This window comes from Kineosporia corallincola, from assembly GCF_018499875.1.
Lineage (GTDB): Bacteria > Actinomycetota > Actinomycetes > Actinomycetales > Kineosporiaceae > Kineosporia > Kineosporia corallincola.
Genome location: NZ_JAHBAY010000006.1, coordinates 143,212 through 166,595 on the forward strand (window position 1 = coordinate 143,212; position 23,384 = coordinate 166,595).

Annotated in this window: 16 protein-coding genes; 3 read left to right on the top strand and 13 right to left on the bottom strand. The window is 69.5% G+C overall.

Annotated features, from left to right (window positions below; translation table 11 throughout):
- Nucleotides 1–36: 36 nt before the first annotated feature.
- Nucleotides 37–1,047: a GNAT family N-acetyltransferase gene (locus tag KIH74_RS38635; protein ID WP_214156718.1), complete on the top strand. Its 1,011-nt coding sequence runs from the start codon at nt 37–39 to the stop codon at nt 1,045–1,047.
- Nucleotides 1,048–1,097: 50 nt separating this feature from the next.
- Here the strand turns inward: KIH74_RS38635 and KIH74_RS15900 are convergent, their stop codons facing one another.
- Complete coding sequence (locus tag KIH74_RS15900) at nt 1,098–5,009, bottom strand: response regulator (RefSeq protein ID WP_214156719.1); 3,912 nt, start codon at nt 5,007–5,009, stop codon at nt 1,098–1,100.
- Nucleotides 5,010–5,152: 143 nt separating this feature from the next.
- On the opposite strand from KIH74_RS15900, the gene KIH74_RS15905 reads away from it, so the two are divergent.
- Complete coding sequence (locus KIH74_RS15905; RefSeq protein WP_214156720.1) at nt 5,153–5,533, top strand: response regulator; 381 nt, start codon at nt 5,153–5,155, stop codon at nt 5,531–5,533.
- A gap of 31 nt (nt 5,534–5,564) precedes the next feature.
- Here KIH74_RS15905 and KIH74_RS15910 read toward each other — a convergent pair whose 3' ends face one another.
- The 11 genes from KIH74_RS15910 to KIH74_RS15960 all read right to left on the bottom strand — a co-directional run bounded on the left by KIH74_RS15910 (nt 5,565) and on the right by KIH74_RS15960 (nt 20,749).
- Nucleotides 5,565–7,553: a VanW family protein gene (locus tag KIH74_RS15910; RefSeq protein WP_214156721.1), complete on the bottom strand. Its 1,989-nt coding sequence runs from the start codon at nt 7,551–7,553 to the stop codon at nt 5,565–5,567.
- 700 nt (nt 7,554–8,253) lie between these two features.
- Nucleotides 8,254–8,739, bottom strand: coding sequence for a flavin reductase family protein (locus KIH74_RS15915; RefSeq protein WP_214156722.1), 486 nt, complete (start codon nt 8,737–8,739; stop codon nt 8,254–8,256).
- A gap of 9 nt (nt 8,740–8,748) precedes the next feature.
- On the bottom strand, nt 8,749–10,653 hold the full coding sequence (locus tag KIH74_RS15920) for an AAA family ATPase (protein WP_246572478.1): 1,905 nt from the start codon (nt 10,651–10,653) through the stop codon (nt 8,749–8,751).
- Between the two features lie 123 nt (nt 10,654–10,776).
- A complete protein-coding gene (gene mshB, locus KIH74_RS15925) occupies nt 10,777–11,727 on the bottom strand; it encodes an N-acetyl-1-D-myo-inositol-2-amino-2-deoxy-alpha-D-glucopyranoside deacetylase (protein WP_214156723.1) in 951 nt (316 codons plus the stop codon).
- A gap of 83 nt (nt 11,728–11,810) precedes the next feature.
- Nucleotides 11,811–12,965, bottom strand: a complete 1,155-nt coding sequence (locus KIH74_RS15930) for an ABC transporter ATP-binding protein (RefSeq protein WP_214156724.1) — start codon at nt 12,963–12,965, stop codon at nt 11,811–11,813.
- Nucleotides 12,952–14,001 (bottom strand): ABC transporter ATP-binding protein, encoded by a 1,050-nt coding sequence (locus tag KIH74_RS15935; RefSeq protein WP_214156725.1) that lies wholly within the window; start codon nt 13,999–14,001, stop codon nt 12,952–12,954. Before KIH74_RS15935 ends, KIH74_RS15930 begins: the two co-directional genes overlap by 14 nt.
- Nucleotides 14,002–14,009: 8 nt before the next feature.
- Complete coding sequence (locus KIH74_RS15940) at nt 14,010–14,957, bottom strand: ABC transporter permease (RefSeq protein WP_214156726.1); 948 nt, start codon at nt 14,955–14,957, stop codon at nt 14,010–14,012.
- On the bottom strand, nt 14,950–15,876 hold the full coding sequence (locus KIH74_RS15945; protein WP_214156727.1) for an ABC transporter permease: 927 nt from the start codon (nt 15,874–15,876) through the stop codon (nt 14,950–14,952). The genes KIH74_RS15940 and KIH74_RS15945 overlap by 8 nt, the downstream gene beginning before the upstream one ends.
- A gap of 169 nt (nt 15,877–16,045) precedes the next feature.
- Complete coding sequence (locus KIH74_RS15950; protein ID WP_214156728.1) at nt 16,046–17,686, bottom strand: peptide ABC transporter substrate-binding protein; 1,641 nt, start codon at nt 17,684–17,686, stop codon at nt 16,046–16,048.
- 681 nt (nt 17,687–18,367) lie between these two features.
- Nucleotides 18,368–20,257, bottom strand: coding sequence for a translational GTPase TypA (gene typA, locus KIH74_RS15955; protein ID WP_214156729.1), 1,890 nt, complete (start codon nt 20,255–20,257; stop codon nt 18,368–18,370).
- Nucleotides 20,258–20,308: 51 nt separating this feature from the next.
- Nucleotides 20,309–20,749: a (deoxy)nucleoside triphosphate pyrophosphohydrolase gene (locus KIH74_RS15960; protein WP_308113811.1), complete on the bottom strand. Its 441-nt coding sequence runs from the start codon at nt 20,747–20,749 to the stop codon at nt 20,309–20,311.
- Nucleotides 20,750–20,848: 99 nt separating this feature from the next.
- Here KIH74_RS15960 and KIH74_RS15965 point away from each other — a divergent pair, with 99 nt between their 5' ends.
- Entirely contained in the window at nt 20,849–21,499 is a 651-nt protein-coding gene (locus tag KIH74_RS15965; protein ID WP_214156731.1) for a 4a-hydroxytetrahydrobiopterin dehydratase, read from the top strand.
- A gap of 1 nt (nt 21,500) precedes the next feature.
- Here KIH74_RS15965 and KIH74_RS15970 read toward each other — a convergent pair whose 3' ends face one another.
- Nucleotides 21,501–23,303, bottom strand: coding sequence for an ABC transporter substrate-binding protein (locus KIH74_RS15970; protein WP_214156732.1), 1,803 nt, complete (start codon nt 23,301–23,303; stop codon nt 21,501–21,503).
- Nucleotides 23,304–23,384 lie beyond the last annotated feature (81 nt).

Sequence of the window (23,384 nt, forward strand, 5' to 3'; positions counted from 1 at the left end):
GATTCAGAAAGACCGTGTCTGCGAAGGGTCCACTAAGTGAAACCGGCGTCGAGCAGCGAGTGGGCCGAGCACGTGGGCTCCCGGGTGGTGGTGCGGCTGAAAGACGCCTCCGGTCTGCACGACGTGCTGGGGAAGCTGCTGTCGGTGAACGGCGGCACCCTCCGGGTGGAGGGGCGCGACGGGCCGGTGGACGTGCCGCTGGGCAGCGTCGTGGCCGGCAAACCGGTCCCCCCGAAGGCCTCCAGGCCCGCACCTGCGCACCTCGCCCTGTCGGTGGCCGACCTGGAGCTGGCGATGGCCAAGCACTGGCAGGCCGGGGAGCAGGAGTGGCTCGGCGGCTGGCTGCTGCGTGCCTCCGGGGGTTTCACCAACCGGGCGAATTCGGTTCTGGCAGTGGGAGAACCAGGAATGCCGATGGATGTCGCGGTGACCGAGGTGGTGGACTGGTACGCCGACCGGGGCCTGCGGCCGGTGGCGGCCGCACCGGAACCCGCCCTGGAGGACGGCGACACCGATCAGCTCCTGGCCGCCGCCTCGGCGTTCGGCGACGCCGGCTGGCAGCAGGTTCCGGACACCTCCACCGCCGTGCTCACCGGCGCCACCGGGGAGTTGCGTGGCCACGCGATCTGGCAGCAGCTGCCCGAGGGGCTGACCGTCACGGCGGACGACGAGCCCGACCCGGCCTGGATCAGCCAGTACTCCTACCGTGGCCAGGCCGTGCCGGACCACGGCGTGCGGCTGCTCACCTCGGCGCCCCGGCAGGTGTTCGTGTCGGTCCGCACCGGCGGCGGCGAGACGGTCGGCGTGGTGCGCGGTTCGCTGGCGGAGAGCTGGGCCGGGCTGACCGCCCTGGAGATCGCCCCGGCCTGGCGACGCCGCGGCCTGGCCACGGCATTGGTCGGCACGATCGCCGAGTGGGGCTGGAAACACGGTGCCCGGTCGCTGTTCCTCCAGGTCGCCGAGAGCAACGAGAAGGCTCTGGCCGCCTACGCGAAGGCCGGTTTCACCCGGCACCACCGCTACAGCTACCTGGCCCCGCCGAGCTGAACCGCAGCAGGCCGAGCTGAACCGCGGCAGGCCGAGCTGAACCGCGGCAGCTAGGGCGCGTCCGGAAGATTCGCGGCGATGTCCCGCAGCCGCACCCGGGACTGGTCCAGTGCCACCTCCAGATCGACCAGCAGCTGGCCGCACTGACCGGCGCGCCCCGCCTTGGCCTCGGCCTCGATCAGCCGGGCGATCTCGACCACCCGCACCGTGCCCAGGTTGAGTCCGGCCCCGGCCAGGCTGTGCGCGTGCAGGTAGGCGCCCTCCGGATCGTCCGCCGACACGGCCAGGCTGAGGCGCTGGAACAGGTCGACGGTGCGGGACAGGAACGACGAGATGATGTCGCGCACCAGCTCGACCTCGAACTCGGTGCCGTCCCCGAGCAGCTCGGCGATTCGTTCGTCGGTGTCGGCGATGGCCGGTACCTCCCGTCTCTCCTGCGATGACCCGGCCCGCGGCCCGGACTGTGCCGGGACCGCCGGAACCGGCTGTGGTGCGGTCTCTTCCAGCAACCCGACCGAGGCCGGGGGGATGACCGCCACGTGCTCGCTGTCGCGGAACGCCGCGATCTTGTCGCGCACCTGCGAATAGTGCCGCTCCATCGGCTGGGTGCGCTCCGCCCGCCCGGCCGGCGGTGCGTCGTCTCCGGTGCGCAGCCAGCGGTTCAGGGTGGCCTGAAGCGTGGTGGAGCGCACCGGTTTGGCGATGAAGTCGTCCATGCCCGAGTCGAAACACCGCTGCCGGTCGGCGGCGAACGTGGCCGCCGTCATCGCGATGATCGGAACATTCTGCGTGGCAGTGCGTTTGCGCAGCTCGACGGTCGCGGTATAGCCGTCCATCACCGGCATCTGGCAGTCCATCAGGATGGCGTCGTAGGCGTGCTGCGCGGTCATCGTCAGCGCCTGCTCGCCGTGCCCGGCCACGTCCACCTGGTACCCCAGCTGCGACAGGATGCCCAGAGCCACGGTCTGGTTGATGTCGTTGTCCTCCACCAGCAGCAGCCGGAACCGGCCCCGGCGCGGGTGCTGCGTCTCCGGCGTCACCGCCGGAGCGCGCTCCGGAGAGGCCGGCGCCGGCGGCAGCGCCTCGGCGGCCGGCGCCTCGGCGGGTTCCGTCGTCGGCATGCTGACCCTGGTCAGCGCACCGAAGAGGTCGGACTGGCGCACCGGTTTGGTCAGGTGGGCGCTGATGTTGTGGGCGGCCACCGTCTCCTCGTCCACGTCCTCGCCGGAGCTGACCAGGATCACCGGCAGGTTCGCCAGGGCCGGCACCGCGCGGATCTGCGAGATCAGGGTCAGCCCGTCCCGGTCGGGCATGTGCATGTCGATCACGGCCAGGTCGTAGCCACCGGCCGGCGCGGAGCGGTTGGTCAGCAGGTCCATCGCCTCGGAGGCCGACTCGGAGGAGACCGGGCGCATCCCCCAGCGGGTCAGCTGGGTCGTCATCACCAGCCGGTTCACCTCGTTGTCGTCCACGATCAGCACGGCCAGGCCGCGCGCGTCCCGGCCGCGCACCGACCGGCCCCAGTCCTCGGCCGGGGCGAACACCAGCTCGGCCACGAACGTGGCACCGCCGCCGAGTTCGCTGCTGGCGCGGATGGTTCCGCCCATCAGGTCGGCCAGCCGGCGGCTGATCGACAACCCGAGACCGGTGCCGCCGTAGGCCCGGCTGGTGCCCTCGTCGGCCTGCCGGAACGGCTCGAACAGCAGGTCCAGGCGGGCCGGCTCGATCCCGATCCCGGTGTCGGACACCGCGAAGTTCACCGGCACCTGCCCGTCGCTGCGGGGGCGCCCGGGCCGCACCGCGATCGAGACCCCGCCGTGCTCGGTGAATTTCACCGCGTTGTGGGTCAGGTTGAGCAGGATCTGCCGGAGCCGGCCGGGGTCCCCGTTCAGCGCGAACGGAACCCCGGGCTCGTAGTCCACGGTGAGCTCCAGGCCCTTGGCCGCGGCGTTCTGCCGCACCAGGGTCACCACGTCGTCCACCACGTCCTCCAGCCGGAAGTCCACCCGGTCGAGCAGCAGCCTCCCGGCCTCGATCCTGGAGAAGTCCAGGATGTCGTTGATCACGGTGAGCAGGGCGTCCCCCGCCGTCCTCACGCCCTCGACGTAACGCCGCTGGGTCTCGGTCAGCGGGGTGCCGAGCAGCAGGTCGGTCAGCCCGATCACACCGTTCATCGGGGTCCGGATCTCATGGCTCATCGTGGCGACGAACTCGGACTTCAGCCGGGACGCCTCGATCGCCTGGTCGCGGGTCTCGGACAGTGCGTTCTGGAGCTCCTTCTGCGACGTGATGTCCCGGCCCACGGCGTAGATCAGCCGGCGGTCCGGGTCCGAGGCCGCGGTCCACAGCAGGGTGCGGGTCACACCGTCGCGCACGAACCGGTTCTCGAACGTGGCCACGCCCGGGTCCCGGGCCAGGCGAGCCAGCTGACCGGCCACCCGCTGCCGGTCCGTCTCCTCGCTGCCCGGGAACACCTCCTCGAACCGGCGGCCCAGCAGTTCCTCCGGGCCGGGGCCCAGGGACGCCGACCAGACCGGGTTGGTCTGCACCAGCCGGCCGTCCAGGTCGGCCACCGCCATGAAGTCGGTGGAGAGCTGGAAGAGCTGCTCCACCTGGTCCCGGGCGCTCAGCCGGTCGGTGACGTCCTGGAGCGAACCCCAGATCTCGGTCTCTCCCGGGTCACCGGCCTCGGCGCGCACCCGGAAGTTGCACTCGACGATCCGCCGGCTGCCGCCCGGGCCGCGGGTGCGGGCGAGGAACACCTGCTGCTCACCGGTGCGCACCAGGGTGGCCAGCCGAGTGGCCGTGTCCGGGTCGCTCTCGGCCACCAGGAACTCGGCCAGGTCGCGGCCGACCAGGTCGTCCGCCGGCACGCCGAGCAGTTCCTCGGCCGCCACGGAGCAGAAGTCCACCGTGCCGTCACGCTCCAGCCGCAGCAGCACGCCGGGTGCCGAGTTGGCCAGATCCCGCATCCGGCGCTGGTTCTCGCCGAGCGATCGGGTGGCCTGGAGGGCGGCCCAGTTGGCCCGCCGGCGCAGGGTCGCCACCAGTACCGCACCGGCGAGGATCACCGCGGCGGTGCCGATCGCCACCGCCCGGAAGAACACGGCGGGACGCATCGCCTCGGTCTCCGACTCCTGCGCCACCACCCGCCAGCCGTCCCCACCACCTGGTGACGACGAACTGGCCGCGACGATCTGCCCGCTGCCGGCCAGCACCGTGGCACCCCGCGCCAGCCGGGTGGCCCGCGCCAGCCCGGTCGGGGCGGCCCCCTCGCTGTCGGCCACCAGCTGGCCGGTGTCGTCGAGCACGCTCAGCCGCACGCCGCGGCCCTCGGCGTAGCTGTCCACGTAACGCTGGTAGCCGTTCACCTTGCGGGAGATGCCGACGTAGCCCAGCAGGTCGCCGGAGCCGCCCCGCACCGGCACGGTGATCAGGCTGACGTCGTTGCTGGAGACCGGGCTGCGGAACACCGACGAGGTGGAGTACGGCGCCGCCTCGGCGATGTCCGGGAACCAGCTCTGCCGCCCCAGGTCGTAACCCACCGGCACCCGGGCGGGCAGGTCGCCCAGCACCTTCAGGTCGGCGTCCAGCACGATCACCGTGGACAGGTCGCGCGTGGCGGCCTCCAGTGTGCGCAGCACCCGGTTGACCGTGGCCCGCGCGGTGGCGTTCTCACCGGCGGCCAGCGAGGTCAGCGCCTCGTCCATGGCACTGTCCACCGCCACCGAGGAGATCAGCGCGGCCGTGCTGGCGTTCTGCTGCTCCAGGAACACCCCGGCCAGGTCGGCGGTGTTCTGCATCTCGCGCTCGGCGTTCGAGCGCACCATCCGGTCGTACGACACCACCGCGGCGGCGGTCGGCACCACGATCAGCACGGCGAGCAGCGCGAGCCCACAGATGAACCGCCACCGGCCGGGGCGGCCCCGAGCAGGTTCCGCCAGAGGGGTCGCAAGGGTCACCCCCGGCGTTTCGACATCACGGCCGCCGGGATGAAGCGATCGGCGGCACTTCTGTGCCGGGAGATGTCCGGCTCAAGATCACGCTCCTGGGGGCCGAACATCCCACCGGACGAAACTGCTTCCTACGGTTGGGACGACGCGACATGGCCCGGGTACTGGTGGTGGACGACGATCCGGACACCGTTCGCATCGTCACGTTCAGGCTACAGTCGAACGGGCACCGGGTGATCGGTACCACCTCGGCCAAGACCGCTCTCCAGGCGGTGGCGGAGCGGGGCCGGCCCGACGTGGCGATCCTCGACGTCACGATGCCCGAGATGAGCGGCATGGAGCTGCTCGTGCACCTGCGGGCGATGGAGGGCAGCGACAACCTGCCCGCGATCTTCCTGTCCGCGCTGGTGCGCCACGACGAGATCGAGGCGGGCCGCGCGATGGGCGCGACCTACCTGACCAAACCGTTCATCGCCTCGGCGCTGCTGCGTGCCATCGACGAGGCGATCGTGCCCACCTTCGACGCCTGGTGAGTGCTTCCGACCATGGACGACGAGGAGCCCGTCAGCGCCCGGCGTGGTGGTCGGGCCGGCGCCCGCCGCCCCGGGACGGCTGGTCCCCGGCGTCCTCCTCGTCGGCCTGATCCCCCGCGTCACCGGACTTCTCGTCATCCGCCTGGTCGTCCTCGCTGCCCGGCTCCGGACCGCAGATCACCTCGTCCTCGGCGTTGTAGACGGCGTGGAAGGTCTCGGTCTTCGCCACCTCGTCCGAACCCGGCTTGCGGAAGGTGCGGGTGACCGACACGTCGAAACCCTGGTTCGCGCCCTGGGCCACACAGCCGGCCGAGTCGTCGTACACCGTCTTCGGGGTGCGGTAGTTGCTGCGCTCGCTCTTGCCCGCGCTGACGTCCCAGTACTTGGTGCCGTAGAAGCTCACCGTCACCTGCGAGCCGACCGAGGCCTTGATCAGCACCGCGGTGTCGGTGTCGTTCTTCCATTTCATGTCCACCGTCGGCCAGTTCACCGTGGCCTCGCGGCCCTCCGGATAGCGTGAGATGTAGAACGAGTGCGGCTTGTGGTAAACGTCTTTCAGCCCGGAGAAGAAGACGTTGTTGAAGATGGTGGTGGCCATCTGCGACACGCCGCCGCCGTAGTCCTGCACCAGCCGGCCGCCGCTGATCGCCGGGGCCTGGTTGTAGCCCTTCTCCGGCGTGCGCTCGCCCAGCGTCTCGTTCAGGCTGAACGTCTCGCCCGGCAGCACCAGCGTTCCGTCCACGGTCCTCGCCGCCACGCGCAGGTTCTCGGTGCGCTGGGCGTCCGAGGTGAGGTTGGTCGAGAAGGTCGAGATCCGTTCCCTCACGCCCAGTTTCTCCGCCTCGGCCGCGGTCAGCTCCGCCTTCAGCGCCTTGGTCGACACCACCGCGATCCGGTCCGGCGCACTGTCGTGCAGCATCGAGTCGCGAGCCTTCACCGCCAGGTCCGCCTCGTCCACGGTCAGGCCGTTCTCGTCGGCCACGACCGACGGCTTGCCGTTCTTCACCACGATCCGCGCGTCGGTGGCCTTCTTCTGGATGCCCGGTTCTTCCTTCAGCACCAGCTTCTTCAGCTTCTTGCCGTCGATGAACAGGCCGAGCTCACCGTCGTCGTCCCTCGTCGACAGCAGCGAGACGTACTGCGAAGGCTGAAGTTCCACGTCCGTCTCGCCGACCCGGATCGTCAGCGGGGCCGAGACAGCGGTCTGCGCGGGGGTCTTCAGCGCCTCGGCGGCCGCGGTGTCGTAGCGCGGGGCGGTCGCCTCGACCGGCACCTCGACCGTCCCGGTCAGCCAGTGCCCGCGCACCGCGGCGGCGGCCCCGGTCGCCGACACCTCGTAGCCCTCCTGCGAGGCCTGCACCTCGGGGGTGGTGCCGTCGAAGGTGATCGAGGCGTCCTGCGCCGGGCGGGTGGCCTTCTCGCGGAACGACTCCAGCCCGGCCTCCACCGGGTCGGACGAGCCACCGGCCGGCACCGGGTCCACGGTCTTGCCGCCGGTCATGTGCCGGACCAGGCTGACCGGGTTCAGGGTGAAACCGGTCAGCCGGCCGGCCACCTCCTCGGCGTCCAGCTCCACCTTCAGATCGGCCACGTCGACCCGCTGCTCGTGCTGCCCCTCGGCGGCGGTCAGCAGCACCTGGCCGTCGAGGTCCTGATAGGCCTTGGTCAGCGTGTTCACGGTCTCGGAGCGGGTGAGACCGCCCACCTCCACCCCGGCCACCGTGGTGTGCTGGGCCACCCGGTCCGCGTTCAGCAGCGCCACGCCGAGGTACGCCGCCAGCGCACCCCCCAGCGCGACCGCCCCGACCAGCAGCCCTCTGCGCCCACCGGGCAGACGGCGCGAGCGGCCGGACGAATCACCGCCGCCGTGACCGCCGTCCCCGTCGTCACCGCCGTTCCCGCCACCGGGGCCTTCACCCGGAGCCTGAACCTGGCCCTGGTTCGGGTTCGGGCCCTCACCGGAATCGTTGCCGGACGGCTGGTTCCACGACGTGGATGAGACAGCCGGAGCCGAGGTCACCTCGAGATCGGACCGCTCCACCCGGAGCCCGTCCCCGGCCGCCGTCGCAGGCGCCGGCCGGCGGTCGCCCCCAGCACCCGTCCCCGCGCCCGCACCCGCACCCGGGCCCGCCGACCGGCCACCGGTCTCGGCGCGTGACGAGGAGTCCCGCCGCACCGGCCCCGCCGCCGTCCGCGGCTGCCCGCCCCGCGGGGAACCAGGCCGGTCCGGCGACTGCATCGGCGCGCCAGACCGCATCGGCGCCGCACCCGAGCCTGAACCAGCACCAGACCCCACACCGGACCTCGCATCGCGCCCTGCGCCAAGCCCTGCACCGGAACCAGCGCCGGGCCTCTCACCGGATCTCTCACCGCGCCCCGACCCGGGCGCCGCACCGGAACCCGCTACCGGACCGGACCGCCCGCTCCCCTCCCGGCCACTGCCGGCGGGTGATTCGGGCTTCTTCGCCCCGGTTTTGGGCTGCGCGACCCTGAAATCGGCGTCGGGCATGACGATCGGCAACGGCCGGGTCTCGTCGTCGGGATACTCCGGTCCAGGACCGGTGCCACCGGCCGCCTTCGGCCGGGACCGGTTGCCCGATTCGTCCGACGGGTCCTGGGGCCTCGCCGATCGCGGGGTCTCTGCCACCGGGTCATGGTACGACGGAGGGTCACCGAAACCGCTGTGATCCGTTGCGCCGCATGATCCGAAGCGGTAACGATCAGAGTTTGGTGTAGGCCCCTCGGTGATGCACCAGCACGCCCGGGCGGTCGGCCGGGACCTGCGCCGACACCACCTCACCGAGCAGGATGCTGTGGTCGCCGCCGGGGTGCACGGCGGTGGTGCGCACCTCCATCGTGGCCACCGCCTCGTCGAGCAGCGCGACGCCGGTCTCCGGACCACGGTGGTGCGGAGCCCGGTCGAGCTGCCCGATCAGCGGGCGTCCCCGGTTGGACAGCCAGTCCGCGACCGGCCGCTGACCGTCGCCGAGCACGCTGACGCCCCAGACGCCGGCGTCCACCACCGCGTCGTGGAAGCGGGCCTCCTTCTCCACGCAGACCAGCACCATCAGCGGATCCAGTGACACCGAGGTGAACGCGCTGACCGTCATCGCGTGGTCGAGCCGGCCCTCCAGGCTCGTCACCACACAGATGCCGGTGGCGAAACGCGCCACCGCGCGCCGGAACGTGCCCTGGTCCACAGTCATGCGGGCAGCCTAGAAGGTGGCCGGATCGCGCAGATCCACGGTGTGCGAGCGCCGGGCCTCGCTGAGCACCCGGTCGATCTCGCCACCGATCAGCTCGTGCCGTTCCAGCAGGGCGTCCCGCAGCGCCTCGACCAGGTGCCGGTTGCCCTCCAGCAGCTCCCGGGTCACCCGCTTGCGCTCGGTCAGCACCTCCTCCAGCATCTTGCGGCCCTCGCCGTCCCCCATCACCCGGGACACCAGATCGCCTCCGCCGAAAGCGTTTCCGGGCGCCGCGGCGAACGAGACCAGGGTTCCCGCCATCCCCGCGGCGCCGACCATCTGCGCCGCGACCTGAGTGGCGTAGGCCAGGTCGCCGCCCGGGCCGGTCGAGATGTCGCCGAAGAACAGCTCCTCGGCCACCTGACCGCCGAACGCGATCGAGATCAGCGCCCCCAGCTCGGACTTCGAGCGGGTGTACACGTCGTCGCGGTCACCGTGGGCGAGCAGGCCCAGGGCATTGGCGCGCTTGACGACCGTCAGGATCTCCAGCCGGCGGTGCGGCGCGAGCAGCCAGGCGCTGACCGCGTGCCCGGCCTCGTGCGTGGCGATCAGCCGCAGCTCGTGATCGGTGTAGCCGACCGGCTGACCGAGGCCGACCTCGGTGACCAGCCGGGCGTGCTCGATGTCGTGCCACGACATCCCGGCCGCACCCCGCCGCACCGCGTTCACCAGCGCCTCGTCGAGCACGTTCTCGATCTGGACCGGGCTGTAGCCCTGGGTCACCCCGGCCAGGGCGTCCCGGTGTTCGTCGTCCTCAAGTTCGTTCTCGTGCGACTTGCGGGCCAGGAAGTGGTCGATCAGCTCGCGCCGGCCGGCCTTGTCGGGCAGCCCGAACGTCATCTTGCGGTCGAAGCGGCCCGGACGCAGCAGCGCCGGGTCCAGCGAGTCGGCTCGGTTGGTGGCCGCGATCACCAGCACGTTGACCGGTTCCGGCCGCGGCCGGGGGATCTGCCGGGCGGCCGGGAGCAGCAGGTTGACCTTGTCCACGGCCCAGCCGATCGCCCGCTGCGGGCCGGTCAGCTCGTCGAACGACTGCATCTGCACGAGCAGTTCGTTCACCGTGGCGCCCGGGTCTCCGCTGACAATGCGGTTCACCTCGACCGCGGACGCCCGCACCGGCGTCGTCGAAACGGCCAGCCCGACCAGCCCGCCGCAGTCGGTCATCCCCGAGCCCATCGACCCACCGGTGATCGCGGCGCTGCTCACCCCGCTGCGGGCCATGCCGATGGCGTCGATCTCCTCGATGAACGCGATCGCGCCGCCCTCGCGCCGGGCCGCCTTGCGCAGCTGCTTGAAGTACGAGCGGATCTTGCGGCCGGTCGCGCCGTAGTACATCGACTGGAACGCGGTGGCCGACACGAACAGGAACGGCACCCCCGCCTCGGCCGCCATCGCCTTGGCCATGTGCGTCTTGCCGGTGCCGGGCGGACCCTCGAACAGCAGCCCGCGCCGGGCGGTTCCGCCCATCCGGTCGCGGAAGCTCATGGCCGAGCGGAACAGCTCGAGCGAGCGGCGCACGTCCTCGGCCACCGGGGCCAGGCCCTTGACGTCACTGATCCGGACGTCGATCTGGTTCGGCCGGTAGAGCACGTGCGGCGAGCGCCCGGCGATCACCAGGCTGCCGACGGTGGTGGCGAGCATGATCACGAAGAAGCCGACGACGGTGAGCAGGAACGGGTCCACGGAGGGCAGCGTGGGCAGCGGTGAGAGGCCGCCGACGGCGCGGTAGGTGAACCACGCCCCCACCGCGACGGCCAGCAGCGCGATCCGGGCCAGGCGGCGACGCCGGCCCCGGGCGCGTTCCCGGTCGACGTCGTCCAGCAGCCGTGGACCGTCCGCCTTGCGCCGCCCCGACCTGACCGTCTCGATCGTCAAACCGTCCTCCAAAGTCGTCCTCTGTCACCAGAAGACAACGCGAGGACGCCGTTGGACAGACTCTGCGTGAGCGACCACCCGGGCGGCCGATGGGCGTTCCCGGCATATCGCCGGAGCCTGCTCTCAGAGGGTGACGACGCCGCCGAACAGGTCGGTCTCCCGGCCCAGCTCGTCGAGCGGGCCGCCCGGGGTGCCGCGCACCAGGCGGTAGAACTCCATGCCGAGCAGCGGCTGCGTCACCTCGTTGCTCAGCGCGAACCAGGCGTCGGTGGCGCCCACCACGGCCTGGGTGGCGTGCGCGCGCAGGGCCCGGGCCTTGGCCGGGAGCCGGTCGCTCGCGTCGACGGCGGTGGTGACCTGCTCGTCCGGCACCACCACGCTGGGCAGCCGGCTCTCCGGATCGGGGCCGCGGTAGTCCTCGCCCTGCGACTGCTCCAGGGTGCGCAGCGCGGCCCGGGTCAGCGACTCCGGCTGCACGCTCCAGTAGACCTTCGGCACCGCCCAGCCGTCCGGTCCGGTGGCCGCCAGGTCGACCGCGCGCATGGTGACCAGGTGGGTCTGCACATGGTCGGGATGGCCGTAGCCGCCGCCGGGTTCGTAGGTGACGACGACCTGCGGCCGCAGCTCGCGCAGCAGGGCGGCGAGTTGCCCGGCCGGCTCGTCGACGTCGGTCAGCGCGAACGCCCCGGCGGGCGGGTTCGGCGAGGGCACCACGCCGCCGTCGTGGTCGTAGGCCATGCCGGAGTCGGCGTACACCGTGCCACCGTTCGCGCGCACCTCACCGGCGGGCCGGCCGGGCACGAACGGATCGCCGAGGAAGCGGTGGTCGGCCACCCCGAGAGCCGTCATGGCGGAGGCCAGTTCGGACACCCGGTGATCGCCCAGCCGGTCCGGGTCGGCGGTCAGGTGGGCCAGTTCCGGCGGGATCACCTCGCCCTGCTCGCCGCGGGTGCAGGTGACCAGGGTGACCTGCACACCCTCGGCCGCGTACCGGGCCATCGTGGCGCCGTTCCCGATCGTCTCGTCGTCGGGGTGGGCGTGCACGAGAACGAGGCGGCGCGGTTCGGTACCCATGGGGGCCATCCCACCAGAAAATTGAGGACGGCGTTGAGCTCGGGCAGAGCTCAACGCCGTCCTCAATTTGAGGTGTTACCCGATCAGGCCGCGACTCCCGGGCGGGAGGGGGTGTCACCCGGGAAGTGGCACGCGGCCTCCGCACCGGAGGAGGTGATCTCCAGACGCGGGTCGACCTCGGCACACACCGACTGCGCCTTCCAGCAGCGGGTGCGGAACCGGCAGCCGGTGGGCGGGTCGGCCGGGCTGGGTGGGTCGCCCTCCAGCACGATCTGGTTGCCCTTGCCGCGCATGCTCGGGTCCGGGTTCGGCACGGCCGACAGCAGCGCCTTGGTGTACGGGTGCTGCGGGTTGTTGTAGACCTGCTCCTTCTCGCCGAGCTCGACGATCCGGCCCAGGTACATCACCGCGACCCGGTGGCTGATGTGACGAACCACCGACAGGTCGTGCGCGATGAAGATCAGCGAGATGCCCAGACGCTTCTGGAGGTCCTGGAGCAGGTTGATCACCTGCGCCTGCACCGACACGTCGAGCGCCGACACCGGCTCGTCGCAGATCAGCAGCTTCGGGTTCAGGGCCAGGCCGCGGGCGATGCCGATGCGCTGACGCTGACCACCGGAGAACTGGTGCGCGTACCGGTCGATGTGCTCCGGCGACAGGCCGACCAGCGACATCAGCTCACGCACCCGCTCGGTGCGCTGCGCCTTGGGCACGGCGTCCGGGTGGATCTCCAGCGGCTCCGCGATGATGTCACCGACCGTCATGCGGGGGTTCAGCGACGTGTACGGGTCCTGGAAGATCATCTGGACGTCGCGGCGCATCGACTTGAGCTTGCTGCCGCCGGCCCCGACCATCTCCCGGCCGTCCAGCGAGATCGAGCCGCCGGTGGGCTTCTCCAGGCCGATCAGCAGGCGGGCCAGGGTGGACTTGCCACAACCGGACTCACCGACCACGCCGACCGTCTCGCCCGGGTAGATGTCGAGGTTCACGCCGTCGACGGCCTGCACGGCCCCGACCTGGCGCTTCACCACGACACCCTGGCGCAGCGGGAAGTGCTTGACCAGGCCGCGCACGGTCAGCACCGGATCGGCACCGCTCAGGCTCGGCTGGGGCACCGCCTTGGTGATGCCCGGCACGATCAGCTCCGGCTCGTGGATCTGGGAACCGGTCTCGATGCCCGCACCCTTGTTCTCGACGCCGGTCCGGCGTCCCGGGTCGGTTCCGTCAGTGGACACCATGGGAGACGACCTCCTCGGCGAAGTGGCAGGCGGCGTAACGCGTTCCGTCGATCTCGACGGCCGGCGGCGGCGGGTCCTGGCGGCAGATGTCCTCCGCGCGCGGGCAGCGCGCGGCGAACGGGCAGCCCGGCGGGATCGCCAGCAGGCTCGGCGGCAGACCGGGGATGGCGTACAGCCGGTCACCGGCGCCGGTCAGGCGCGGCATCGACTCCATCAGGCCGACCGTGTACGGGTGCGCCGGGTTGGCGAACACGTCGGTGGCCGGGCCGTGCTCCACGGTGCGGCCGGCGTACATCACGCTGATCACGTCGGCGGTCTCGGCCACCACGCCGAGGTCGTGCGTGATCAGGATCAGGCCGCTGCCGGTCTCCCGGCGCATCTCCGCGAGGAGGTCCATGATCTGCGCCTGGACCGTGACGTCCAGGGCGGTCGTGGGCTCGTCCGCGATGATGATGTCCGGCTCCAGCGCGATCGCCATGGCGATCATGATGCGCTGGCGCATACCGCCGGAGAACTGGTGCGGATAGTCCGTGACGCGGGCGGCCGCGCCCGGGATCCGGACCTTCTCCATCAGCTCGACGGCCTTCTTCTTCGCGTCCTTGCGGGACATCCCGCGGTGCACGGTGAAGAGCTCGCCGATCTGGTCGCCGACCGTGTAGACCGGGTTCAGCGCGGAGAGGGCGTCCTGGAACACCATCGAGATGCGCTGGCCGCGGTACAGCCGGCGCTCCTTCTCCGGCATGGTCAGCAGGTCCTTGCCGCGGAACTTGATCGTTCCGGACAGGATGTCGGCCGGCGGCATGTCCAGGATGCCCATGATCGTCTGCGCGGTCACGGACTTGCCGGAGCCGGACTCGCCCAGGATGGCCAGGGTCTGGCCACGGGCGAGGTCCAGGTCGACCTTGTTGACAGCCATGGCCGTGCCCTCGCGGGTGCGGAACACCACGCTGAGGTCGCGGACCTGGAGCAGGGGCTGGCTCTCGTCGACGTCGGGCTTGCCGTCGTCGACCGGGCTCTGCGATTTCTGACTGAACACGGCTGGGCTCACATCGTCTTCGGGTCGAGGGCCTCGCGCACCTGGTCACCGAGCGCGATGAAGGCCAGCACGGTCAGGGACAGGAACAGCGCCGGGAACAGGAGCATGTGCGGGGTGCTCCGGATGTACGGCGCCGCGTCGTTGATCGCGATACCCCAGGAGATCACCGGCGGCTGGAGGCCGATACCGAGGAACGACAGCGTCGCCTCGGCGCCGATGTACCCACCGAGGCTGATCGTGCTGATGACGATGACCGGGGCGGAGGCGTTCGGGATGATGTGCTTGCGGATCATCCAGCTCTGGCTCGCGCCCAGGGCCCGCGAGGCGGACACGTAGTCCGACTGCTTCACCTGGATCACGGCCGACCGGGCCACCCGGGCCGTGGAGGGCCAGGAGAGCACCGCGATCGCCAGCGCCACCTTGAGGATGTTCAGGAACTCGCTGCTGGGCGGCGTCGGGATCGAGGTCAGGATGATGATGCTGCCGAGCAGGATCGGGATACCGATGAAGATGTCCGTGATCCGGGACAGCAGGATGTCGACCCAGCCGCCGTAGAACCCGGCGTAGATGCCCATGCCGGCGCCGAGCACCAGCGTGAACAGGGTGGACATGGCACCGACCATGATCGAGGCGCGGGCGCCGTACATGGTGCGGGCGTAGACGTCGCAGCCCTGCACGTCGTAACCGAACCAGGCCGAGCCGCTGGGCTCCTGGCGGGCCCGGATGGCCTGGCAGTCACGCGGGTCGGCGTGAGCGAAAAGACCCGGCCAGATGGCCATCACGACGAAGATGAAGATCAGCACGAGCGAGCCCCAGAACACCCAGGAACCGCGGAGCGTCTCCCAGGCGTCGCCGGCCAGGGTGCGGGACCTGCCCGCGGTGGTGACCGACGCGGTCGGGGTACCCGGCGCGCCCTCGACGGTCTCGAGCGCGGCGAGGGAATCGGGTTCACTCATAACGGATCCTTGGGTCGAGCCGGGCGTACATCAGGTCCACGAGCAGGTTCACCGTCAGGATGACGAGCACCACCAGGGTGCTGACGCTGACCACGGTGGCGTTCTCACGGATGCGCATGGCGTGGTAGAGCAGGCCGCCGATGCCCTGGATGTTGAACACGCCCTCGGTCACGATCGCGCCACCGAGCAGGATGCCGACGTCGGCACCGATGTAGGTGAGCACGGGGATCAGCGAGTTCCGCACGACGTGCTTGCGCAGCACCATGCCCCGGGGCAGGCCCTTGGCGATCGCGGTGCGCACGTGATCGGCCTTGAGGGTTTCGAGCAGGCTCGCCCGGGTAAGTCTGAGTACGTAGGCCAACGACAGGGCCGCCAGCACGAATCCCGGAAGGATCAGGTCCTTCCAGGGTGCTCCGGAGCCCACGGTCACCGCGAACAGGCCCGCCTTGACACCGAGCACGTACTGGAGCACGTAACCGATCACGAAGGCCGGAAAAGAAATGGCGACAAGACTCGTGAAGAGGAAGAATCCGTCGAGGTAACCGCCACGGCGCAGCGCCGCGACGATGCCGAGACCGATACCGAGCACGAGCTCGAAGAGGATGGCGACCACGGTCAGCTTGACGGTGATCGGGAAGGCCCGGGAGGCCGCCTCGAGCACGGTCTCGCCGCTCGACGTGGTGCCGAAGTCGCCGTGCAGCATGTTCCAGACGAAATAGCCGTACTGCACGGGCAGTGGCTGATCGAGATGCAGTCGTGCGGTCTCGGCCTGGATGAACGAGTCCGTGCAGGGGCGCTGACCGCATCTGCTGGCGAACGGGTCACCCGGGATGGCCCACGCCATCGCGTAGATGAAGAACGTGGTGCCGACCAGCACCGGAATCATCAACAGCAGGCGTCTGAGTATGTAACGCCCCATGGCTTTCGCCTACCCTTCATGGGTTCTGCCCGCCGATCGGCCGGCCCCGCGACGAACTGATGCGGGACCGGCCGGTCGTGGTGTCGCGATATTGCGATTGTCCTGAGGTTCCGCCTCCCCCGTGCTGAGGTGAGCCGGAACCGTGAGGTACTGCCGATCAGGACCCGATTCAGCTGGCGGTGACGCTGACCAGGTCGAGGGTGCTCTTCGGGGTGACCTTGACGTTGCTCAGACGGTCCGACCACACCGACTGCTGAGCCTGGTACCACAGCGGCACGACGGCCATGTCGGTGGCGATCAGAGCCTCGGCGGCCTGGTAGTCCGCGTACGCCTCTTCACCCTCGGCCGCGTTGGCCTTCTTGATCAGGTCGTCGAACTCGGTGTTGCTCCAGCGACCGTCGTTCGAACCCGCGCCGGTGGCGTACAGCGGCTCCAGGAAGTTCTGGATGTGCGGGTAGTCCATCTGCCAACCGGTACGGAACAGGTTGTCCATCTTGTCGCTGTTCACGTCCGCGCGCAGGGTGGCGAAGTCCACGTAGGCCTTCGCGTTGCACTCGACGTCAAGAGCGTTCTTGATGCTGTTGCAGATGGCCTCGGCGGCTTCCTTGTTGCCCTGGCCGTCAGCGTTGTAGCTGAACGAGAACGGACCCTTGAAGTTCGACTTGGCCAGGTACTCCTTGGCCTTCGCCGGGTCGTAGGTGCAGAACTCGCCACACGCGCCGGCCTTGTAGCCGTCGACGATCGGGGAGACCCAGCCGGTGGCCGGGGTACGACCGCCGTTGAACACCGTCTTGGTGATGGTGTCCCGGTCGATCGCCAGGGAGAGGGCCTTCCCGATGTTCGGGTCGTCCTTGAAGTTGTCGCTGTACTGCGGCAGCGTCATCGTCTGGATGACACCGACGGCCTTGTTCACGAAGTGGTCGGCGCGGTCGGTCTGGTACTGGTTGTCGACCAGAGCGGCGGCCGGAACCTGGTTCATGAAGTCCAGGTTGCCCGCGAGGACGTCGTTGTAGCCGGCCGAGTCGGACGTGTACGTCTTGAACACGGCCTCGGCGATCTGCGGCTTGTCCTCGCCCTTGTAACCGGACCAGGCGGTCAGCGTGAAGCCGGTGTCACCGTCGCCCGAGGTCACCTGGAACGGGCCGTTGGCGATCGGCTTCTTGCCGTACGCCTCGGGGTCGTCGAAGAACGAGTCCGGCAGCGGGTAGAACGCCGTGTAGCCGACCATGGTCGGGAAGAACGACTGGGCGTTGGCGAGCTCCACCGTGAACTCGGTGTCGCTGACCTTCTTCAGGCCGCTGAGCTCCTTGGCCTCGGGCTCGTCGGCCTTCTTCGGGCCGTCGTCGTCCGGGTCGACGGGGTTCATCTCGTCGTAGCCCTTGAAGGACGCGAAGAAGTAGTTGTTCAGCGCCGCGTTCGGACCGTAGGCGGTCCAGTTCCACGCGTCGATGAAGCTGTCGGCGTCGACCGGGGTGCCGTCCTGGAAGGTCTGGTCGGCCTTCAGCTTGACGGTCCAGGTGATGTTGTCGTCCGACTCGATGGACTCGGCCATCGACATCTCGGGCGCGGCGGTGTCCGGGTCGTAGTCGACCAGGCCACGGAAGATCGCGTCCAGGATGTTGCCGCCACCAACCTCGTTGGTGTTACCCGGGATCAGCGGGTTCTCCGGCTTGGTGTTGTAGATCGTGACCGAGGCGTTGCTGTCGGCGCTGTCGCCAGAATCGCCCCCGCTGTCGCTGCTGCACGCGGACAGGGCAAGAGCGCCCGCCGCGAACAGAGCACCAGCAGCAATCAGCCTGCGCTGCTTCACTCGTCGTTCTCCTTTGGTTTCCGACATCACGGCCCGAGCCGGGCGCTGGTCGCACTCGACCGACCAGCCGACACACGGACAGGTCAAGCGCCTGCACTCTTGGTACCGGATTCGGGACACGATAGGCGTTCACAGCTGATTACGATCCGGACAAGGATGCTTCGCGTTCAGCCGCTCTGCACGATGAAAGCACGTCCGAAAACCCGCTCTCACCGGACGATCTTCAGCATGGTCGCAAATTGTCGGCGCGCCGACTACGGAGCGCATCCGGATGACAAAGGAGCAGCAACGGGTCGGTCTCGAAAGCGACACGATGGCTGCACGCTCTACCCCACACCAGGCGAAACGGACAAGCAAATATCGTCCCGTGACCTTGAACACACAAGGATCACCAGGTGACATCAATTTACATGCCGGACACAAAGGTTGCACACCGGGGGTCCCCCGCTCCCGATAATGAACGCGAAAAGTGGGTTTTGGCCGGAAATTTCACGGTGGCCTGAGTCGGGACCCTCGACCCGTCCGGTGCTACGCAGCGTTATCGCCCGTATGGCTTACGGTCAACCCCGCGTTCGTATGCTGATCAAGCGCGGCCTCTCGTCGTCCCCAAAACGCCCGAAGGGCCACCCGTGCGTACACAGGTGACCCTTCGGTTCCTCCGGACCGGGGGACGACGGGAGATCAGCCCCGCTTGGCGCGGGCCGTGGCCCGGCCGCGCTCGGTCTGGTCCAGGATCACCTTGCGGATGCGCACGGCCTCCGGGGTGACCTCGACGCACTCGTCGTCGCGGCAGAACTCCAGGCACTGCTCCAGGGAGAGCTTGCGCGGCGGCACCAGACGCTCGAAGTTGTCCGCGGTGGACGAGCGCATGTTGGTGAGCTTCTTCTCCTTGGTGATGTTCACGTCCATGTCGTCGGCGCGGGAGTTCTCGCCGACGATCATGCCCTCGTAGACCGGGGTGGTCGGCTCCACGAAGAGCGTGCCGCGCTCCTGGAGGTTGGTGATCGCGAAGGCGGTCACCGCGCCGGCCCGGTCGGCCACCAGCGAGCCGGAGGGACGGGTGCGCAGCTCGCCCACCCAGGGCTCGTAGCCCTCGAAGGTGGCGTGCGCGATGCCGGTGCCCCGGGTGTCGGTGAGGAACTCGGTGCGGAACCCGATCAGGCCACGGGAGGGGACCAGCCACTCCATCCGGATCCAGCCGGTGCCGTGGTTGGACATCTGCTCCATGCGGCCCGCGCGGACCGCCAGGAGCTGGGTGATCGCGCCCATGTACTCCTCGGGGGCGTCGATGGTCAGGCGCTCGAACGGCTCGTGGACCTTGCCGTCGACCTCCTTGGTGACCACCTGCGGCTTGCCCACGGTGAGCTCGAACATCTCCCGGCGCATGGTCTCGACCAGGATGGCCAGGGCCAGCTCGCCACGACCCTGCACCTCCCAGGTGTCGGGACGCTCGGTGTTGAGCACCCGCATCGAGACGTTACCGATCAGCTCACGGTCGAGCCGGTCCTTGATCAGGCGGGCGGTCACCTTGGTGCCCTTGACCGTGCGGCCGGCCAGCGGCGAGGAGTTCGCGCCGATGGTCATCGAGATGGCCGGCTCGTCCACCGCGATCAGCGGCAGCGGGTGCGGGTCCTCGGCGTCGGCCAGGGTCTCGCCGATGGTGATGTCGGGGATACCGGCGACGGCGACGATGTCACCCGGACCGGCCTCCTCGGCGGGCTCACGGGTGAGGGCCTTGGTGATCAGCAGCTCGGTGATCTTCACCCGGCTGACCGTTCCGTCCTGCTTGCACCAGGCCACCTGCTGGCCCTTGCGCAGCGTGCCGTTGTGGATGCGGCACAGCGCCAGACGGCCGAGGAACGGCGAGGCGTCGAGGTTGGTGACGTGCGCCTGGAGCGGCATCTTGTCGTCGTAGGACGGGGCCGGCACGGCGTCGAGCAGCACCTGGAACAGCGGCTCCAGGTTCTCCGAGTCGGGGAGCTCGCCGTTCTCCGGGCGGTTGAGCGACGCCCGGCCGGCCCGGCCCGAGGCGTAGACGATCGGGAAGTCCAGGGCGGCGTCCGGGTCCAGCCCGGTGCCGTCGAGGAGGTCCATGAACAGCTCGTAGGTCTCGTCGACGACCTCGGCGATCCGGGCGTCCGGGCGGTCGGTCTTGTTGACCACCAGGATGACCGGCATGTGCGCCTGGAGCGCCTTGCGGAGCACGAAGCGGGTCTGCGGCAGGGGGCCCTCGGAGGCGTCAACCAGCAGGGCGATGGCGTCGACCATGCTCAGGCCACGCTCCACCTCGCCACCGAAGTCGGCGTGACCCGGGGTGTCGATGATGTTGAACGTGACCCCGCCGCTCGGCGCACCGGGGCCGGAGTACCGGACCGCGGTGTTCTTCGCGAGGATGGTGATGCCCTTCTCGCGCTCCAGGTCGTTGGAGTCCATCGCCCGGTCGTCCACGTGCGCGTGGTCGCCGAAAGAGCCGGTCTGCCACAGCATGGCATCGACGAGCGTGGTCTTTCCGTGGTCGACGTGGGCGACAATGGCGACATTGCGCAGGTCGTCACGGGTCTGCGTAGGCATGCTGAAGGCCGATCCGGTTGTGGGGTGGGGACGTTTCATGTTACCCGTGGCTCAACGGGCTTGACGTTGCTCCGCCAGGGCGGTGAGTGCGAGCACAATCGGGACATCCGCAGGCAACCAGCCGACCTCCGACCAGTGGCCCAGCCGCAGGTGCCGGAGTTCGTCGTGCACCTCGATCGGTGCCGGCTCCCCCTCGATCACCCGCACCAGCCAGACCCGCATCCGGTGCAGCGGCGGGAGGTCCCAGCCCAGGCCGTTGGGGGCGATCAGTTCCTCGCCCACCTCGACCCGGACCCCGAGCTCCTCGGCGAGCTCGCGGTGCAGCGCCTCCAGGGGCTCCTCGCCGGGATCCACCTTGCCGCCGGGCAGCTCCCAGCCACCCGCCAGGTGCGGGGGCTCGGTGCGGCGCGCGGCCAGCAGCGTGGTGGGGCGGTCCAGGTCGTCGACCACGGCGCCCCCGACGACGAGTACGGGGCCTGAAGTGTCACTCACGGCCCACAGCATCCCAACTCCGAGTTGCCTACGCACAACGCGCGCACTGCCGGGTCATGAATGCGGGCGGGAATGTGATCCACGTCCTACCCTTGGGTCATGCCTGAGCTGCTCACGATGGAGGAACTGGACACGGCACTGGTGGGGTTGCCCGCCGTCCACAAATCCGGCACCTCCCTGCTGCGCATCCGTGTGAAGGCCCCCGGCTTCCCCCAGGCCGTGGAGCTGATCTCGCGAGTGGCGATGAGCGCCGAGGAGATGAACCACCACCCCGACATCGACCTGCGCTTCGACAAGGTCACGTTCACCCTGAGCACCCACGTCTCCGGCGGGGTCACGGCCCTCGACGTCGAGCTGGCCCAGCGCATCCTGGTGCACGTGGACGCCGTCGGGGCCGGGGTCCTGACCCCCGCCGCCCGGGTCGAGCTGGCCATCGACACCCAGGACGCCGACAGCATCCGCCCGTTCTGGCGGGTCGGCCTGGGCTACGTGGAGCGGCACGGCGACGAGGGCATCGAGCTGCACAACCCGGACGAGGTGGGGCCGGTGGTCTGGTTCCAGCCGATGACCGAGCCCCGCACCCAGCGCAACCGCATCCACTTCGACGTCTACGTGCCTTTCGACGACGCCCCGAAGCGGGTCGCCGACGTGGTCGGGGCCGGCGGGCGGCTGGTCACCGACCAGTTCGCCCCGGACTGGTGGGTGCTGGCCGACGCCGACGGCAACGAGCTGTGCGTGTGCACCCAGTAGGTCAGGGGGACGAGGGCGACGGTGACGGGGTGGAGGCCAGGGTCCAGGTGTTGGCGTTGTAGGTGACGCCGGCAAGGGTCGGGTTGTACTGAACGCCCTGCGCCTGTGAACTGGTGGCCAGCATCCCCGGGTAGGCGAAGAGCGGGACGGTGGCCACCGCGTCCCAGAGTTCGGTGTCCAGCTCCTCGAGGATGCTCTCCTGCCGATCCGGATCCAGTTCCGAGTAGAGGCGTTTGAGCAGCAGGTCCACGTCCTCGTCGCTGTATCCGCCGTAGTTCTCGGGTCCCTTGCCGAGGTAGACGCTGTACGGCTGGGTGACGAGGGTCGTTCCGGCCCAGGAGAAGAGGGCCACGTCGAAGTCGCCGGTCTTCAGCTCAGAGGTGTAGAAGGTGTACGAACCCGAGTCCACGACCTTGAAACCAGCCTTGTCGCAAGACTTCTTGATCAGGTCAGCCACCTGCTCGCGTCGCAGGTCGGGGGTCAGATAAGAGAGCTCCACCCGGGTACCGAGCTTCTTCTCGTCCTTGAGGATCTTCCGGGCGCCCTCGACGTCGACCGCGTCGTAGTCCTGCCCGCCGGTCTGTGCGAACTGCTCGTACCCCTGCTGGTACGGAAGCCGGAACCGTGACTCCTGCACCTGGGCCTGCGGATTCACCGGTTTGATCAGCTCGTCCACGATCTGTTGCCGTGGCACGCACTTGGCGAAGGCCTCACGCAGCGCCCGCGACTTGAACACCCCGTCGACGTTGAAGTCCAGGTGCTCGTAGACGAACGAGTCGTGGCTGGTGACGTCGACCGCGTCACCGGCCCTGTCGAGAGTCTTCAGGATGCCCTCAGTGGGCGTCGGATCGATGACCTGGACGTCCCCGTCCACGAGGGCCTCAGCCTGTTCACTCGCCGGAACGACCTTGACCACGATGTTCCGGACCGACGGCGGTGCCCCCCACCATTTCGGATTCGGTTCCAGAGTGACCGCGTCACCGGCCTTCCACGAGGCCACCTGATAGGGACCGGCGCTCGGCGCGATCGCGGTCTCGTACTTGCCCGGCGTGAACTCCCAGCCCGTGTTGTAGAACTTTCCGAGCTTCTTCATCGTGGCACTCTTGCCCGCCTTGACGGCGGAGATCAGGTCTTTGACACCCGTCTGCTTCTCGACGATGTGCGCGGGCAGGATCGTGCCCGCGCCGAACAGCGAACTCCAGTCGGCGAACACGCGATCGAAGGTCACGGTGAAAGCACGGCTCCCGTCGGAGCATTCCGGTATCTGCGCGTCTTCCCAGGCGCCAGGCCGGTTCGAGGAGAACGCCGTCAGCTTGGCACCGGTGTACTGGTCCTTCTCACCGGTCGGCCAGCGCCCGGCGTTCGCGGCCCAAGCCAGCACAGCGTCGTCGCAGTCGATCGGCTCACCGTCGGACCACACCGCGCCATCGGCGAACGTGTACTCCACCGTCAGGGGATTACTGCCGACCTGCTCGAACGAACCGAACTCGGTGTCGGCCCGCCGGTCGCCCTCCGGCCCGTAGTACCAGAAGCCCCGCAGCACCTGGTTGAGCACCACGGCGTTGGCCGAGCTGGCCGCGTTGGCGGTGTTGTTGTTGTACGCGGAGAACTCACGCGCGCTGGCATACGTCACCGTCACCGGCGCCGTGGTCGGGACGGCGGCCTGGTTGCCCTGGTTGTGGTCGGCCTGCTGTTCTTCCTCGCCGTCGCCACCGCCGGAGCAGGCGGCCACGGCCAGGGTCACGGCGGCCAGGAGTGCGATCCAGGTTCTTCCCGACCGTCGTGCCGGCGTCGAGCGGCTCAAGCGATGTTCCTTTCCTGAGCGGCGTCCGCCCTCCGGCTCCAGCTGTCTGCGGAGCCGTCGGGGGCCAGGGTTCAGCCAACC